Origin of the sequence: Streptomyces sp. S465, assembly GCF_026898115.1 — a bacterium.
GTDB lineage: Bacteria > Actinomycetota > Actinomycetes > Streptomycetales > Streptomycetaceae > Streptomyces > Streptomyces luomodiensis.
In genome coordinates this window covers 7,843,299-7,855,102 of the sequence record NZ_CP114036.1, presented here as the reverse complement: position 1 = coordinate 7,855,102, position 11,804 = coordinate 7,843,299, and the positions used below count along the sequence as shown (strand labels likewise).

The following is an 11,804-nucleotide window of genomic DNA, read 5'->3' as shown; positions in this document are numbered from 1 at the left end:
CGAGCACGTCGCCGCCCCGAGTGCCGAGTCCGGTACCAGGCGATCGTGCGGTTGAGCGCGTCCTCGATGGGAGTGCCGGGCTTCCATCCCAGGACGCGCTCGGCAGCCCGCTGTGGAGCAGCCGGGCGATCCCGTCCACGAGGTCGTCCACGAAGCAGATGGACCGGGTCTGGCTGCCGTCCCCGGCCAGGGTGAGATTCTCACCGCGCAGTGCTTGGCTGATGAAAGGAGGGATGGCGCGGCCGTCGTCGATCCTCATCCGCGGCCCGAAGGTGTTGAAGATGCGGACAATACCGGTGTCCACCCCGAAACGCCCGCGATACGCGGTCGCCGCCGCTTCCGAGAACCGCTTGGCCTCGTCGTAACAGGACCGCGGCCCCACCGGGTTCACACTCCCCCAGTAGCTTTCCGACTGCGGATGGACCTGGGCGGTGCCATAGACCTCCGAGGCGGAGGCCATGAGAAACCCGGCCCCCTTCTCCTTCGCCAGCTCCAAGGCGTTGAACGTCCCGATCGACCTCTGATAGTCGACCGGTGATGCCGGCGACGCGAAGTGCAACACGGCATCGACCGGGCCGTCGACGGCCAGCCCTTTGGAGACATCGGCGGCGATCAGTTCGATGGTGTGGCCGTCGGCGATGAGACGGTCACACAGATGGGAGCCCAAGAACCCGGCTCCACCGGTTACCACTGGCCTTTTCCGCATTTCCGCTGTCTCCACTCAGCCGAGGGGCGGTCTCGGGAGGTGTGGCCACGATCGCGTCTGCGAGAACGAGAATTCGGTGCACCGATCATGACGGTACGTCAGATCGAAGGCAAGAGCCTCCACCGGGTATGAGGAATTCCCCTAGATCACGATCGCCGCGGACATGAACCGGCGGTCGGCAACGTCTGGGGCATATGGCTGAGGAAACCGGGTCGAGCGAGCCCCGGGGCGGATGGCCCCGGGGCGGGTGGCAGCGCGGTCAGGGCTACTTCGCCAGATGGGCCCCGAGGCGCCTGGCCAGGGCGAGGATCGTCAGGACCGGATTGGCCGCGCCGGTCCGGGGGAAGGTGGCCGGTCCGCTGACGTACAGCCCGCGGACACCACGCAGTTCGCCGTCGGTGGTGAGCATCGGTCCGTACGGCAGGGTGCCCGCCTCGTGCAGCTCGCTTCCCAGCCGGAAGGCATAGGTGTGCGGTGGTCTGGGCGAGGTGATGCCGGCGGTCCGCTTGAAGGTGGTGGCGAGCGGCTCGGCACCGAGCGGATCGGTGAAGTGGAGGGTGGCCGGATCCAGTCCCAGGCGGCCGCGCACGGTCTCCCACACGGTGGTCAGCAGCTGCCGCTGCGCCTCGATGATGGCGTCGTCGACGGCGTCGTGGCGGCCGTCGACGACGACGGGCCATGGCCACGGCCCGGCCGGATCGCAGATGAGCCTGCCGTGCTCGCCCCGGTGCTGCTCGCCCAGCACATAGAACTCCAGGAGTGCCAATCCGTCGGGCGTCGTCGACGTGTGCAGGAAGAGATTGCCCACCGCGCCGCCCGGACCCGGCGGGCAGGGAGCCAGCAGGTTCTCGCCGCTGGACGCCAGCCGCCGCCACGGATCGGGCAGCCGGTCGACCGCGACGGGCACCACCACTCCCTGGGCCACTTTGTCGACCAAGCCGGTCAGGACGGGCACATCGCGCGCACCGGTGTCGTACAGCGCCTGGAGGGCGAGCCGGGAGTTCTCGAAGGTGCTGGCGCAGAGCACGACACGGTCGGCCCGCACGTCCGCCACGGCGCCGTCCGGATGCCGCAGGCGGACGCCGCGGACCCTGCCGTCCGTCACCAGCACGCCCAGGACCTCGGCATCGGCGACGACATCGGGTGCGCCGTCGTGCAGTGGTGAGTACGCCTCCCAGCGGCCGTCGTCCCCGTCCGGTCGCACGGCCTTGGGCAGCGAGCAGAACGCCAGTCCGTCCAGGCCGAGATCGGTGTGCTCGGTGGGCTCGAGGGTGAGCGAACGTCCGGTCCACTCCTCCAGCCGCCGCCTCTCGCGGTCGTACAGGGAGGGGCCGCCGCGCCAGGACCGGGTCAGGTCCTCGGCGATCTCCCGGGGCCATGCCGCGGTGTCGTTGAGCACCGCTTCCTCAAGTGGCAGCACCACACCGTGCCAGTACAGCGAGCGGCCGCCGACGCAGCGGCGCAGCCCGGCGATGTCCGTCCAATTGTCGTTGGCGGACACGTAAGGCCGCCAGAAATGAGGGTCGGTGACGGGATGAAGCCACATCTCGTCGGCGCGGACGCCGTCGTAACGGGACCGGTAATGCCGCGTGCCGATGTCCGGCCCCGCCTCCAGGACCAGCGGAGGCTCCGCTCCCTCTTCGCACATGGCGCGGGCCACCGCGAGCCCCGCCATTCCGCCGCCGACAACAACCGTCCCTTGGGGTGACGCTTGTTCGAGCATCATGAGACGCTACATACCCCGCTCCGTGGGTGGAGCACACCTACCCCGGAGGGCCGCGCGGGCCCCACCGGAAACACCGCCGATCAGCCACCGGCCTCCAGTACCACATGGCTCTTACCGGGGTGGCGCCGCGCTGTCAGACCCACGTCGGCCAGGTGTCGCACATACCGCTCCTCGAGGCTGGCGTGGACGACGGCGAGCAGCCGCCGGCCCTCGGCCGCGCGATGTGCCAGCCCGCGCATGAGAGCGGTGGTCCTGGCCAGGTCGATATGCGTGGGCACGTTGCACACCGTCAGCGGAGTGTCCTCGATCTCCATCGGGTCGGTGCTACAGACCACCTTGAGCGGCACGCCGTTGGCCTCGGCGTTACGGCCGGCCAACCACAGTGCCACGCTGTCCACATCGGTGGCCACGGCCCGCTCGGCCACTCCGGCACGCACCAGGCCCAGGGCGAGTGGACCGTAGCCGACACCGACATCGGCGACGGTGGACACGTGGGGCTGCCGCAGTGCCACGTCGAGCAGATGAGCCGTGCCCTCGTCGATATGGCCTGGCGAGAAGACGCCGTAGTCGGCGGCGAACGTGAGCGCGTGGCCGTCCATCCGTGCGGTGAAGGTGCGCGGCTGGGGCGGCGTGACCTCCGTGGGCGGACGGCCCGCGATCCGGTACAGCTTGCCCGCACGGGAGCGGCTGACGTCCCGCCAGCCGAGGTCCGTCAGCAACGCAGGTAACGAGCCCGCGCCCTGCTGCTTCGTCAAGAACCACGCGGCCGTGCCGCCTTCGGTGACCAGATGCCGCGCCACCAGCCAACTCAGCACGGTGACGAGCGCCTTGCCGCGGTAGGTCGGCAGATGGACGTCGACGAGGGGCGCGCGCGGCAGATCGTCACGGACCATGGCCTCGTGCAGTCCGAGCACGACGGCACCACCACGGCGTGTCCCCTCCGACAGGCCGTCAGCGGTCAGGGCCACGACACCCTCGCCGGCCGAGACGGCGGCATCCGACGGATCGCCAATCGACCACCGGGACAGGGATGTCGGGGAATGTGCGGTGTGTTGCTGTTGCGTTCGCATGACCAGCGCATTCTAGTGCGTTGGTCCGCTTACCCGGCGTCAACTGCGTTGCGTGCCATGATCGGTGCATGGCTCATTACTTCACAACTCCTGGTGACCAGGGCATCGGCGCGAAGACGTCGTCGGTGCCGCTGCGTCTGCCGTACGGGCCCGTGGAGGAGGTGCAACTCCTCACCGCGCCCGGCGTCTTCTCCGCCTCACGCGTCGATCCCGGCACGTCCGTCCTGCTCCGCGCGCTGCCGCAGCCGCCCGCGCGGGGCACGTTCCTCGACATCGGATGCGGCTACGGCCCGCTCACCGTCGCCGTTGCGGGAGCCTCGCCCGAGTCGACGCTGTGGGCCATCGACGTCAACGACCACGCGCTGGAGCTCTGCCGCCGGAACACCGAGCGGCTCGGCATGCGCGGGGTACGCTGCGCCCGCCCGGAACACGTACCCGACGACGTGCGCTTCGACTTCATCGTCTCCAACCCGGCCATCCGTATCGGCAAGCCGCAGCTCCACGCCATGTTGCGCCACTGGCTGGATCGGCTCGTACCGGGCGGCAAGGCGTACCTCGTGGTGCAGAAGCACCTGGGCGCCGACTCGCTCCAGCGCTGGCTCAGCGAGCAGGGATGGCCGACCGAGCGGTACGCCTCGCAGAAGGGCTTCCGCATCCTGTGCTGCACCACCGCGCGGGACGACCGACCCGAGTGATCTACGGTCCGGACGGGGCGGTGCGGCTCACGCCACGCGGCCGGCTTCCGGACACCACCGACGAGCTGTACGCCGGCCCCTGACGCCGCTCACAGGTGTCCGAGCAGGTACTGCGTCGCCAGGCTGGTCACGGACACCACCCCCCACAGCAGGCCGCCCAGCAGCAGCGGCGCGGGACCGGTGCGCCGCAGCGTGGCCGGTTCGGTGGACAGGCCGATCGCGGACAGGGCGACGGTGATGAGGAAGCCGGCGAGCGTGCTGAGCGGCCGGTGGGCCGCGTGCGGGACGAGTCCCGCGGTGTTGATCGCGGCCAGGGCGATGAAGCCGGCCAGGAACCAGGGGATCAGACGGCCGACGCGGACCCGCCGGGCCTCGGACCGGCCCGCCCCGGCCGAGCCCGCCCCGGCCGAGCCCGCGGCGGCCGCCGCGCGGCGGCGGGCCAGCGCGGCCAGGCCCAGGCAGACGGGGATGATGAGCAGGGTGCGGGCCAGCTTCACGACGACCGCGTGGTTCGCCGCGGGTCCGCCGTAGGTGGTGGCGGCGGCGACCACGGAGGACATGTCGTTCACCGCGGTACCGGCGAAGAGCCCGTAGGCGTGCTGGCTCATGTGCAGCAGATGGCCGAGCGCCGGGAAGACCAGGACGGCGGCGACGTTGAAGACGAAGATGGTGGAGACCGCGTAGGCCACCTCCGCCTCGGCGGCGCCGATGACCGGCGTGACCGCCGCGATCGCCGAAGCGCCGCAGATCCCGGTGCCGGCCCCGATCAGGGTGCGCAGGTCGCGGACGATGCCCAGGCGCCGCCCCAGCCAGGACGCGGCGGCCAGGCAGGCCGCGAGGGTCACGAGCATCACCGGCAACGACCCCAGCCCCACTGTCAGGATCCGCCCCAGCGACAGCTGTGCGCCCAACACCACGACCGCGGCCTGGAGCACACCTCGTCCGGCGAACGCGATACCCGGCCGCAGCACGGCGCCCGGCCGTACCGCCACCGCCACGAGCACGCCCAGCACGATCCCGGTCACCGGCCCGCCGACCACCGGCACCAGCCGGCCCAGCCCGGTGGCCACGGCCGCGATGGAGACGGCGAGGGCGAGGCCAGGGAGGCGGGCGAGGACGGCGCCGCGCACGCCGCGAGCGGGGGCGGGCTTCCGGGACGGCCCGGAGGCGGGCGCCGCCGGATCCTTCGCGGCGGTCGCGGAGCCGGACGGGGCCTGCGCCGGGGAGCCGTGGGCGGGAGGAGCACTGTCATCGGGCATGGTCCACACTCTTCGCCGCGGCGCGGCCCCGCTGTAGCCCCCGATCGGGCAGCAGGTCATAGCGCGACGCTATGAGATGCTCATACGCTGGCGCTGTGACACCCTGGCGCGGTGACACCCGCTCCCGCGGAACCTCCCGCCGCTCGCACGCCCGGCGCCGCCCCGGCGCCCGCCCGCACTCCCGACCTGGAGTCGCTGCGGCTGCTCGTCCTCGTCGCCGAGCTGGGCAGCCTCGGCCGGGCCGCCGAACGGCTCCGGATCGCGCAGCCGTCGGCCAGCCGCCGCCTGTCCACCCTGGAACGGGCGCTCGGGCTGGTTCTGGTCGACCGCACCCGCCGAGGCTCGCGGCTCACCGCCTCGGGCCAGATCGTCGCGGGCCACGCCCGGCGCGTTCTGGACGAGGTGGACGCCCTGCTCACCAGGTCCGACGCGCTGCGCAACCGGCGGGAGGCCGAACTGCGGGTGGCGGCGAGCCTGACCATCGCCGAGTACCTGCTGCCCGTCTGGATCAGCGAACTGCGGAGCCGCCGGCCCGAGCTGTACATAGGGCTCCAGGTCACCAACAGCGAGCATGTCCCCGCCCTGATCGAGTCGGGCGACGCCGACGTCGGCTTCGTCGAGGGACCGCACCTGGCACATGTGATGTCGACGCGGCAGGTCGCCGAGGACCGGCTGGTCGTCGTGGTCGACCCCGGCCACCGCTGGGCCCGCCGCCGTCAGTCGCTGTCCGCGCGGGAGCTGTCCAGCACGCCACTGGTGCTGCGCGAGCGCGGTTCCGGCACCCGCCAGACACTGGACCGCGCGCTGCACCTGGCCGGGCACGGCCGCGCCCGCGCACTGCTGGAGCTGGGCTCGACGGCCGCCGTCCGCGGGGCGGTGATCGCCGGTACCGGGCCCGCGGTGCTGAGCGAGCTGGCCGTGCGCGGGGACATCACCGAGGGGCGCCTGGTCGGGATCGAGGTGGCGGGGGTGGACCTCACGCGTGCGCTGCGGGCGGTCTGGCCGGTGGGGCGGCGGCTGGTGGGGCCGGCGGCGGAGCTGGTGGCGGTGGCCGGGGAAGGCAGCCGCCACCAGCGCGCACGCCGCACGCCGGAGAGGGACGACGGTGCACGATGACCCTTGTCACGCTCCCTCTCAGCCGGTTCGATCAGCCGGTCACTGAGGCCAGGCGTGGAAGCCGTGTCCGGTCTTGCGGCCCAGGTGCCCCGCGGTGACCTTGTCGCGCAGCAGTCGCGGCGGGGCGAAGCGGTCACCGAGGGTGCGGTGCAGATGCTCGGCGATGGCGAGGCGTACGTCGAGGCCGACGAGGTCGGTGGAGCGCAGCGGGCCCATGGGGTGGCCGTAACCCAGTTCCATGGCGGTGTCGATGGCGTCGGCGTCGGCGACACCCTCCTCCAGCATGCGGATCGCCTCCAGCCCGAGCAGTACACCCAGGCGGCTGGTGGCGAACCCGGGCGAGTCGCGTACGAGCACGTCCTTCTTGCCCAGCGCTCCGACGTACCCGAGCACCTGGTCCCGGACGGCGTCCGAGGTGGCCGGTGAGGTGACCACCTCGACCAGCTTCGAGGCGGGGACGGGATTGAAGAAGTGCATGCCCAGGAAGCGTCCGGGGTGCTCGAGGACGGCCGAGAGTTCGGTCACCGACAGCGAACTGGTGTTGGTGGCGAGGACGGTCCGCGGGGAGACCGCCTGCTCGGCGGCGGTGAGCACCTCGGCCTTCAGAGCGGGGATCTCCGGTACCGCTTCCACCACCAGATCCGCCTCCGCGGGCAGCCCGGACACACCGGGCACCAGGTCGAGCCTGCCCAGTACGTCGGCGGGATCGACGTCCGATTTCCCCCGCCGGAGCGCCCGCTCGAGACTGTCCGCGATGCGTGCGCGGGCGGCGTCGGCGGCTTGTGGCGAGCTCTCGACCACGGTCACGTGCGCGCCCGCGGCGGCGAAGACCTGCGCGATCCCCCCGCCCATCCGGCCGCCGCCGATCACTCCGATCCGCTGGGGTGCCGCTGTCATCGAGTCGTCTCCTTGGTCAGGAACCGGGCCATCCGGTCACGTTTGTCGGCTGTCTCGAACAGCACCGCCTGAGCGAGGTCGTCCACCAACGGGTGTCCGCCCGGGGAGTCGACGACGAGCTTGGTGAGCCGCAGGGCGGCGGCGGACGAGCGGGTCATGCGGTCCAGCAGCCCATGGGCCCGCGCGTGCAGGTCGGCGGCCGGCACGACGTCGGCGACCAGGCCCAGGCGGTGGGCGCGCTCCGCGTCCAGGCGTATCCCGCCGAGCAGGACCTGTTTGGCGACGGACGTGCCGACGAGATCGGCCAGCCGCCAGCACGCCCCGGCGGCGGCGATGATGCCGAGACCCGGCTCGGGGTTGCCGAAGACGGCCGTCTCCGAGGCGATACGGATGTCGCAGGCGAAGGCGAGTTCCGCGCCCCCGCCCAGTGCGTAGCCGTCGACGGCGGCGACGGTGGGCTGCGGAAGCCGGGCCAGGCGGTCGAAGAGGCGGCTGTTGATGCCCTGCAGGGCTTCCTCCCGGCCGCGCTCGGCCAGTTCGGCGATGTCGGCACCGGCGGCGAAGACCCCGCCGGAACCGGTCAGCAGCAGGGGCTTCGGGCGCGCTTCCAGCTGTGCGCACACCTCGTGCAGCTCACCGATCATCGCCGCGTTGACGGCGTTGCGGGCGTCGGGCCGGTCCAGCGTGACGACGACCCGGTCGTCACGCTCGTCGATGGTCACGGTGCTCACGGGACCCGCTCCGTTTCCGGGCCGGGGACGACGGTGTCGCGCGGCGCGCGGACGGCGCGGCGGACGCCCGCCGCGCCCTTGGCACCGTTGGTCGTGCGGAGGTGCTCACTCACGGAAGACTCTTTCTGACGTGCGGCATGGGTTCGGCTCGGCCCGTTCGGCTCAGTCCTCCCCGACACCGGGCCAGGACCAGACCGGCTCCCGCTTCTCCAGGACGGCCTTCGCGGCCTCCGCGGCATCGGGGTGGGCGCCCAGCCGCAGCGTGTACACCTGCTCGGCGGCGTACCCCGGCCGGACGGGCAGGTTCTCCGCCTCGTTGAGGGCCTGCTTGGCCAGCCGGAGTCCGAGCGGGCTCTTCGCGGCGAGCCGGGCGGCCAGTTCGCGGGCCTCGGTGAGAACCGCGTCGGGCGCGGCGACGCGCTGGACCAGGCCGATGCGGTACGCCTCGGCCGCGTCCACGGGGTCGCCGGTGAGGTACATGAGCCGGACCTGCCCCTGGGGCAGCAGCCGCATCAGATGGGCGCCGCCGCCGCAACGGCCGGCGTTGATCTCTGGCAGTCCGATCCGCGCGTCATCCGCGGCGTAGCGGATGTCGCAGCAGGCGCCGAGGACCGCCCCGGCGCCGACCGCCGCTCCGTTGACCACGGCGATCGTGGGAAGCGTGCAGTCGAGGATGGCCTCGTAAGCGGTCCGCGCCATGCGCTGCCGGAACTCGGCCGCGCTCTCGGAGGGGCTGACCGCCTCCACCGGCTGCTTGATGTCGGCCCCGGCACTGAAGATCCGTACGGCGGACCGGAGGATGACCGCGTGCACGTCGGTCCGGGCCGACAGTTCACGGAAGACGGTGGTGAGCGTCTCGTACATCCCGACGGTGACCGCGTTGACCGGAGCGCGGTCGAGTACCACTTCGGCCACCTGACCGTGGATCTCCAAGCGGACGCCGTGCACGGTCGCTGAGGTGTCTACAGGTGATGTCATGTGGCCGGACTCTACACAGATGAGCTTTTCAATCCAAGAGAACTGGATACAGTTTTCCTCTCGGCTCACGGTCATCACCGAGGAAGGTGTGTCCGCTACTGTGAAGCCTGTGTCCACCACCCCCGCGCATCCCTCCGGCCGGCAGCCCTCTGACCTGACCGGCGACAGCATGACCCTCGCGTACGAGCACGTACGCGACGCGATCCTGCGGGGTGAACTGCGGCCCGGCACCTGGATCTCCCAGGTGCAACTCGCCGCGGACCTGCGGGTCAGCCGGACGCCGCTGCGCGAGGCGCTGCGGCGGCTGCAGACCGAAGGTCTGGTGCAGTTGGACTTCAACCGCAGGATCCGGGTCTCCCCGCTGTCCCTCCCTGACCTGGAGGCCCTCTACTCGATGCGGCTGGTCAACGAACCGCTCGCGGTGCTGCTGTCGGTGCCGCGGCTCACGGCGGAGGAAACCGCCGAGCTGGAGAGCGCGTTGACGGCCATGAACGCCTCGGCGTCGGACGGTGACGAGGAAGGGGCCACCGAGCATCACCGCCGGTTCCACTTCCTGCTCTTCTCCCACACCGAGGACCGGTTGCGCACGCAGGTGGAGTCGATGTGGGACCACTCGGTGCGCTACCTGCGCATCTACCACAACGAGCCCAGCTACCGACTGGCCCTGATCGCGATGGGGCGGGCCGGCCACGAGGAGATCCTCCGCGCCGCACAGGCACGCGACGGCCGGCGCACCTCGCGGCTGGTCGCCGAGCACCTGGCCCGCACGGCACTGACCGTCATCGCGTCCGTGGCGGGAGCCCACGACCCGAAGACGATCCGGGAGACGCTGCGGTTCGTTCTCGAGTCCGCCGACTGACGACGCTCAGGACGATGCGAGACGGGTCTCGGACCCGGCCGACCCCGAGACGAAACTGTATCCAGTTCTGAGGACGGTTTCTGGGGACGGTTCCTGGGGCCGGTCTGGTCAGTTCTGCCTCGCTTCGGCGAGTCCGTCGAGGATCTCGGGCAGCCTGGCCCGAGCGTTCTCCCGCACGTCCCGGTAGATACTCCCGCCGTGCGCGTCGATCCCGACCGTCAGCGGCCCCAGCGCTTCGACCTCGACCTGGACGAGGCGGTAGTGCTCCACCAGCTCGGTCCAGTGCACCGCCGTGACACGCCTGATGGCGTCCGACAGCAATGTGCAGCCGCCGCCGAGGAAGGAGAGGTACACGCAACCCGTCTCGCGCATGGCGGCCACCGACGCGTCGCCGAGACCGCCCTTGCCGCCGGCGAAGCGGATGCCCAGTCCGCGGATGAGCTCCGGCATCTCGGCGTCGAAGCGCGTGCTCGTGGTGGGGTTGAGGTAGCGGAGCCGGTACTCGCCGTCGGCCTCCTCCCCCAGGCTGCCCACGTGGAACAACGCTCGGCCCCGCAGGTCCAGGGGCGGTGCGATGCCCTGGCGCTGCTCACTCAGCAGACGCCGGTAGGCCGGCAGACCCGCGGAGATGACGATCTCCCCGGTCAGCCGGACCAGGTCGCCGGAGCGCAGATCGCGGACCAGGTCCTCGTCGGCGGGCAGTTCGATCTCGCGTATCGCGGCCATGGTCCTCACTCCACCTCGGTGACGGTGCCGTCGTTGCTGATCCGCACCCGCGTCCGGCGGTCGATCCAGCAGTTGAAGCACACGGCGACGGGCGTGAACCCGTGCCCGGACGCGTAGTCGACGTGCACGGCCATGGCGGTGGTGGCACCCCCGGTGCCCATCGGGCCGAACCCCGTCTTGTTCACCGCGTCGAGCAGCCGCTTCTCCATGTCGGCGATGACCGGCTCGGGATGGCTCTGACCGATCGGCCGTACGACCGACTCCTTGGCCAGCTTGGTGGCGTAGTCGAAGGTGCCGCCGATCCCGACGCCCACGATCACGGGCGGGCAGGCCTGGGAGCCCGCTGTGAGGACGACCTTCATGATGTACTCCTCGATCTCGGCCATCGAGGGAAACGTGAAGATCTCCAGCGCGGCCCACCGTCCGGAGCCGAGTGCCTTGGGCGAGCAGATGATCTCCACGTCGTCGGCGCCGTCGACCAGGTCGAAGGTGACGATGGGCATGTCCTTGCCGGCATGACCGCGCTCGTTGGTCAGCGGGTTGGTGACGTGCTTGAGCAGCGGCGGGTCGGAGGTGGCCACGAGTTCGGCGAACCCGTCCCGGATCGCTCGTCTGACGTCGCCGTCGAACCTCGCCTGTGTCCCGACCCGGATCTGATAGGTCGGCACCCCGGAGTCGCTGCACAGGAAGTGCCCGCGTTCCTCGGCCGCCGTCGCGTTGGCCACCATCAGGTCCAACGTGGTGCGCGCGACGGAGTCCGTCTCCCGGGTCCGGGCGCCGGCCAGGGCTTTCTTCGCATCGGCGGGTACCGCTCGCAGCGACCGCGCGTACATCTGCGACGTGACGCTCTTCAGCAGGTCATAGCTGATCGCCAAGGTTACGGTCCTCCCGTGATGGGCAACGCCGACCCGTCGAACGTAGCGCGGAAGTTCGCAACAATCAAAAAGATAGGTCATTGACTTTTACCTGGTCGGTGCCTAGCGTCCTCGCCAGCATCGCGACGGCGGGCCGCTCCGTCGCGAAAACTCAACGACGAGGAGC

The 11,804-nt window shown here is 71.1% G+C and carries 11 protein-coding genes and 1 pseudogene; 3 read left to right on the top strand and 9 right to left on the bottom strand.

Annotation, left to right across the window (positions count from 1 at the left end):
* Positions 1-103: 103 nt before the first annotated feature.
* From N6H00_RS33385 to N6H00_RS33375, 3 genes and pseudogenes are all read right to left on the bottom strand, one after another.
* Positions 104-706: pseudogene (locus N6H00_RS33385) on the bottom strand (NAD-dependent epimerase/dehydratase family protein); the annotation flags it as partial.
* Between the two features lie 265 nt (positions 707-971).
* On the bottom strand, positions 972-2,429 hold the full coding sequence (locus tag N6H00_RS33380; protein WP_268975560.1) for an NAD(P)-binding protein: 1,458 nt from the start codon (positions 2,427-2,429) through the stop codon (positions 972-974).
* An 83-nt stretch (positions 2,430-2,512) separates the two neighbouring features.
* A complete protein-coding gene (locus N6H00_RS33375; RefSeq protein WP_268975559.1) occupies positions 2,513-3,400 on the bottom strand; it encodes a methyltransferase in 888 nt (295 codons plus the stop codon).
* Between the two features lie 170 nt (positions 3,401-3,570).
* On the opposite strand from N6H00_RS33375, the gene N6H00_RS33370 reads away from it, so the two are divergent.
* Positions 3,571-4,197, top strand: a complete 627-nt coding sequence (locus N6H00_RS33370) for a class I SAM-dependent methyltransferase (protein ID WP_268975558.1) — start codon at positions 3,571-3,573, stop codon at positions 4,195-4,197.
* An 89-nt stretch (positions 4,198-4,286) separates the two neighbouring features.
* Here N6H00_RS33370 and N6H00_RS33365 read toward each other — a convergent pair whose 3' ends face one another.
* Positions 4,287-5,456, bottom strand: coding sequence for a YeiH family protein (locus N6H00_RS33365; RefSeq protein WP_268975557.1), 1,170 nt, complete (start codon positions 5,454-5,456; stop codon positions 4,287-4,289).
* Positions 5,457-5,567: 111 nt separating this feature from the next.
* Between N6H00_RS33365 and N6H00_RS33360 the strand changes: the two genes are divergently transcribed.
* On the top strand, positions 5,568-6,572 hold the full coding sequence (locus N6H00_RS33360; protein WP_443073117.1) for a LysR family transcriptional regulator: 1,005 nt from the start codon (positions 5,568-5,570) through the stop codon (positions 6,570-6,572).
* Positions 6,573-6,611: 39 nt separating this feature from the next.
* On the opposite strand, the gene N6H00_RS33355 is transcribed toward N6H00_RS33360, so the two are convergent.
* The 3 genes from N6H00_RS33355 to N6H00_RS33345 all read right to left on the bottom strand — a co-directional run bounded on the left by N6H00_RS33355 (position 6,612) and on the right by N6H00_RS33345 (position 9,178).
* The gene (locus tag N6H00_RS33355; RefSeq protein WP_268975556.1) at positions 6,612-7,469 is read right to left on the bottom strand and encodes a 3-hydroxyacyl-CoA dehydrogenase family protein; all 858 of its coding nucleotides are present in this window, start codon (positions 7,467-7,469) and stop codon (positions 6,612-6,614) included.
* A complete protein-coding gene (locus N6H00_RS33350; protein ID WP_268975555.1) occupies positions 7,466-8,200 on the bottom strand; it encodes an enoyl-CoA hydratase/isomerase family protein in 735 nt (244 codons plus the stop codon). Before N6H00_RS33350 ends, N6H00_RS33355 begins: the two co-directional genes overlap by 4 nt.
* A gap of 162 nt (positions 8,201-8,362) precedes the next feature.
* Positions 8,363-9,178: an enoyl-CoA hydratase-related protein gene (locus N6H00_RS33345; protein WP_268975553.1), complete on the bottom strand. Its 816-nt coding sequence runs from the start codon at positions 9,176-9,178 to the stop codon at positions 8,363-8,365.
* Positions 9,179-9,287: 109 nt separating this feature from the next.
* On the opposite strand from N6H00_RS33345, the gene N6H00_RS33340 reads away from it, so the two are divergent.
* Positions 9,288-10,037 (top strand): GntR family transcriptional regulator, encoded by a 750-nt coding sequence (locus tag N6H00_RS33340; RefSeq protein ID WP_268975552.1) that lies wholly within the window; start codon positions 9,288-9,290, stop codon positions 10,035-10,037.
* 108 nt (positions 10,038-10,145) lie between these two features.
* Here N6H00_RS33340 and N6H00_RS33335 read toward each other — a convergent pair whose 3' ends face one another.
* Positions 10,146-10,763 carry a fumarate hydratase C-terminal domain-containing protein gene (locus N6H00_RS33335; RefSeq protein WP_268975551.1) on the bottom strand — a complete coding sequence of 206 codons (618 nt, stop codon included), beginning with the start codon at positions 10,761-10,763 and terminating at the stop codon, positions 10,146-10,148.
* A gap of 5 nt (positions 10,764-10,768) precedes the next feature.
* Complete coding sequence (locus N6H00_RS33330) at positions 10,769-11,638, bottom strand: fumarate hydratase (RefSeq protein ID WP_268975550.1); 870 nt, start codon at positions 11,636-11,638, stop codon at positions 10,769-10,771.
* Positions 11,639-11,804 lie beyond the last annotated feature (166 nt).

Bases quoted from the DNA above. Each gene is read 5' to 3' on its own strand.
- N6H00_RS33380 (WP_268975560.1), bottom strand. From the start codon at position 2,429: ATGCTCGAACAAGCGTCACCCCAAGGGACGGTTGTTGTCGGCGGCGGA.
- N6H00_RS33370 (WP_268975558.1), top strand. From the start codon at position 3,571: ATGGCTCATTACTTCACAACTCCTGGTGACCAGGGCATCGGCGCGAAG.
- N6H00_RS33365 (WP_268975557.1), bottom strand. From the start codon at position 5,456: ATGCCCGATGACAGTGCTCCTCCCGCCCACGGCTCCCCGGCGCAGGCC.
- N6H00_RS33355 (WP_268975556.1), bottom strand. From the start codon at position 7,469: ATGACAGCGGCACCCCAGCGGATCGGAGTGATCGGCGGCGGCCGGATG.
- N6H00_RS33345 (WP_268975553.1), bottom strand. From the start codon at position 9,178: ATGACATCACCTGTAGACACCTCAGCGACCGTGCACGGCGTCCGCTTG.
- N6H00_RS33335 (WP_268975551.1), bottom strand. From the start codon at position 10,763: ATGGCCGCGATACGCGAGATCGAACTGCCCGCCGACGAGGACCTGGTC.